This is a genomic window from Sphingomonas bacterium, assembly GCF_903643065.1.
Lineage (GTDB): Bacteria > Pseudomonadota > Alphaproteobacteria > Sphingomonadales > Sphingomonadaceae > Sphingomonas.
The window spans coordinates 1-3,466 of the sequence record NZ_CAHJWX010000331.1 but is presented as its reverse complement, the minus strand read 5'-3'; the positions used below and the strand labels follow the sequence as shown (position 1 = coordinate 3,466).

Below are 3,466 nucleotides of genomic sequence, written 5' to 3'. Positions count from 1 at the left end.
CGACATGCAGCAGGCCCCGCTCGCCGCCCGGCCCGCGCCCCGCATCCAGCCAGTCGCGCACGAGGCGTGGATCCAGGTCGCGCGCGTCCAGGATCGTGTCCCCGACCACCACCGCGCCGTGCCGCGCGCGCACGCCCCGTTCGACATGGGCGAGCATCGCGTCGGCCAGCGCCGCGGGGCTCACCGTCTCGCGCAGGTCGCCCACCAGCAGCGGTAGGCCGACGCGCAGCCGCACCAGCCCGCCGCGAAACCGCTTCTCCGCCCAGCGCGTCACCCGATGATGCAGCGGCGCGACCGACACGGCCGCCAGCGCCGCGCCGAGGCCACCGGCGAGCGCGCCCAGGCTCTCGCCGAACCAGCGCTCGCCCAGCAGCTCGATCACCTTCTCCGACGCGGCGAAGATGCCGAGCAGCGACACGGTCATCGCGGCGTAGGCGATTGAGCGGCTGATCGTCGCTTCCGCGTCGTACAACCGGTAGCGCAGCAGCGAGACGAGCAGCCCGGCCGGGATCGCGACGCCGGCGAGCGCCTCGCTGCATTGCGCGGCCAGGATGAGCCAACCGTTCGCGCCGGCGCTCAGTCCGCCGAACTGGGGCTCCGCGAACAGGTTGCCGGCGATCCGCAGCAGGCAATAGGAGGTGACGCCGAGCAGCACGAACTTGGTCTGCTGTCGCTCGACGCCGCGCGGCGTCCGCCGCCGCTGGCGATCGACCGCGAACAGCACGGTCAGCAGCGGCATCACGTAGATCAGCGATCCCCACAGGGTGATCGACGACGTGACGAACGACCAGATCTGCACGGCGCCGCCGGCGAGGACGACCAGCAGCGCCAGCCAGTGCCAGCGGGTCGCGAACCGCCGGCCGGGGAAGAGCAGCACCGCCAGCATCAGCAACACGTCGCCGACCACCGCTTGCCAGGCGATGTACGCCACCGGCGCGCCGAGGTAACCGACCTGTCCCAGCAGCAGCGAGACCGACAGCAGCTGCGCCACCGGATCGCGCGGCCGGCGCACGAACAGCAGCGCCGCCGCGAGCAGCGACGCGACCGCCGCCAGCATGAGCACCGCGAACGCGATCCATCGCCGCGACTGAAAGGTGATGCCGCAGCCGGCATAGGCCCGCGCGAGGCGGGTGGGATCGCGCGTCGCCCGCACGGCGACCAGCGCGTCGCCGCGTCGCACCGTCAGCGTCGCGACGGCACCGGGTGGCCCGGCGAAGAAGCGCCTTAGGTCGGCGATGCGATAGGCCACCCGTCGCCCGTCCAGCGCGACCAGCAGGTCGCCCTCGGGATAGCCGATCCGCCGTCCCTCCGCGCCGAACGGACCACCCAGCACGCCCCGCGCCGTCGGGTCCCGGTAGGTCTGGAAACCTAATGCCGTGGTGGCGATCACCGCGCTTTGCACTTGCCGCTCGTCGCGCGGCGCGAGATAGACGGTGCAGACCAACGCGCCGGCGAGCAGGCAGAGCCAAGCCACGCGGTACAGCGCCAGCAAGGCACCGCCCAGCCGTGGCACGCGCCACCGCCTCGTCCGTGTCGTGGCCTCCGCCATCGTCACCCCCCTTTCGCCGCCCTGCCCCGCAGCTTAACCGCGCCGGCGACCGATGCAACGCTCAGGGGCCCGGGCTCGATCGCGGCCGTCCGTCACCTCGACCAGCGATAGCCGCGCTCCACCTGCGCGACGGTGACGCTGTACGCGTCGTACCAGCGCGCGCGGCCCGCCTCGCGCGTCGCGGCGTGATCTGGGTGGTCGCGCCAGGCGATCGCGGCCGCGTCGTCCGCCCAATAGCTGACGGTGATCCCGAAGCCGTCGGCGCCGCGCGCGCTCTCCACGCCGCGATAGCCGGGCTGCGCGGCGGCAAGGGCATCCATCGCCCGCGCGGCGGCGGCATAGCCGGCCTCGTCCAGCCCGTTGCGGCGCGCGGCGAAGATCACCGCCACCCAGCCCTGCCGATCGCCAGCCATAGAACGCCCGGTATCCGGCGAGGCCGCGCCGATGCAACCCGGGACACCGCGCGGCCGTTTGCGGCTTGATTGTGACCGCCGGACTTGCGACGGACGCCGCCACTGATTTCGGGAGCCTCCATGCCCAGCACCACCACTGGCAAGCGCCAGGCCCGCTCCCGCCCCGCCGGGCTGCCGACGCCGATGGGCATGTTCTTTCAGGGCTTCCTCAAGCATCCGGTGATGGTCGGCTCGATCATCCCCTCGTCGGGCCGGCTGATCCGCAAGATGCTGGGGCCGGTCGATTGGGGGCGGTGCAGGCTGTTCGTCGAATATGGGCCGGGCGTGGGCACCTTCTGCCGCCCGATCCTGGAGCGGCTGGCGCCCGACGCGCAGCTGATCGCGATCGACACCAACGCGGACTTCATCCGCTACCTGCGCGGCACGATCGCCGATCCGCGCTTCTCGGCGGTCAACGGCTCGGCCGCCGATGTCGCGCAGATCGTGCGCGATCATGGCGACGACGGCGCGGACTATGTCCTGTCGGGCCTGCCCTTCTCGACGCTGCCGCCCGGCGTCGGCCCGGCGATCGCGCAGGCGACGCACGACGTGCTGCGGCCGGGCGGCGCGTTCCTGGTCTATCAGTTCAGCCCCAAGGTGAAGGACTTCCTCGTCCCGCACTTCGACGAGATCGACCACGACATGGCGTGGTGGAACGTCCCGCCGGCGCAGCTGTACTGGGCTCACAAGACGTAGGTGTGGCCGGCGGGTCGCGATAGCGCCCGTCCGACGTCGGGCGGCGGCTTCGCCGGCGCCGGCTGGACTGAGAGGCGACCCGTGATGGGTCGCGCCTCCCCGGCGAAGGCCGGGGCCCAGTCGCGAGACGGTCGACAACGAAGGGCAGCGCTCGATCACGACAATCTGCGCGACTAGGCCCCGGCCTTCGCCGGGGAGGCGACATCTACTCCCCGTTCAATCCCCGGCTCAGTCGAGGATCGACCACCGCCATCGCCACATAGGCCACGAACTGCCGCACCCGCGCCCACCAGCCCGCGCGGCGCCGCCACAGCGCCGCCGTGATCTCCTCCGACGCCGCGATCTCGCCGTCCACATAGGCGCGCGCGTGCGAGGCGAAGGCGGGATCCTCGATCCGCAGCATCAGCTCCAGGTTGATGAACAGCGACCGCATGTCGAAATTGGCCGAGCCGACATGGACCGCGTCGTCGACCACGAACAGCTTGGTGTGGAGCTTGGACGGCCGGTATTCCCAAAGGCGCACGCGCTTCCTGAGCAGCCCCGCATAGGTGAAGCGCGCCGCCTCCACCGCGTTCGGATGATCCGACAGGGCGGCCGTGACGACGCGCACGACGGCGCGGCGACGGCTGGCGGCGCGGTCGAGGCGGCGCAGGATGGTGGGGCTGGGCGCGAAATAGCCGGCGATGATGTCGATCCGCGAGGCGACGCGCATGTCCGCGCGCAGCCGCTGCGCCCAGGGCGACAGGCGGCGCGTCGGGCCGCCGATCAG

Annotated in this window: 4 protein-coding genes; 1 reads left to right on the top strand and 3 read right to left on the bottom strand. The window is 72.1% G+C overall.

The features are described from left to right. A partial coding sequence (locus HUU95_RS11460) for a hypothetical protein (RefSeq protein ID WP_217429824.1) occupies nucleotides 1–1,549 on the bottom strand: 1,549 nt, incomplete at its 3' end. A 92-nt stretch (nucleotides 1,550–1,641) separates the two neighbouring features. Beyond that, nucleotides 1,642–1,962 carry an antibiotic biosynthesis monooxygenase gene (locus tag HUU95_RS11455; RefSeq protein WP_174280228.1) on the bottom strand — a complete coding sequence of 107 codons (321 nt, stop codon included), beginning with the start codon at nucleotides 1,960–1,962 and terminating at the stop codon, nucleotides 1,642–1,644. Between the two features lie 120 nt (nucleotides 1,963–2,082). On the opposite strand from HUU95_RS11455, the gene HUU95_RS11450 reads away from it, so the two are divergent. After that, nucleotides 2,083–2,697 (top strand): class I SAM-dependent methyltransferase, encoded by a 615-nt coding sequence (locus HUU95_RS11450; RefSeq protein WP_174280227.1) that lies wholly within the window; start codon nucleotides 2,083–2,085, stop codon nucleotides 2,695–2,697. Nucleotides 2,698–2,902: 205 nt separating this feature from the next. On the opposite strand, the gene HUU95_RS11445 is transcribed toward HUU95_RS11450, so the two are convergent. Next, a partial coding sequence (locus tag HUU95_RS11445; RefSeq protein ID WP_254602758.1) for a phospholipase D-like domain-containing protein occupies nucleotides 2,903–3,466 on the bottom strand: 564 nt, incomplete at its 5' end.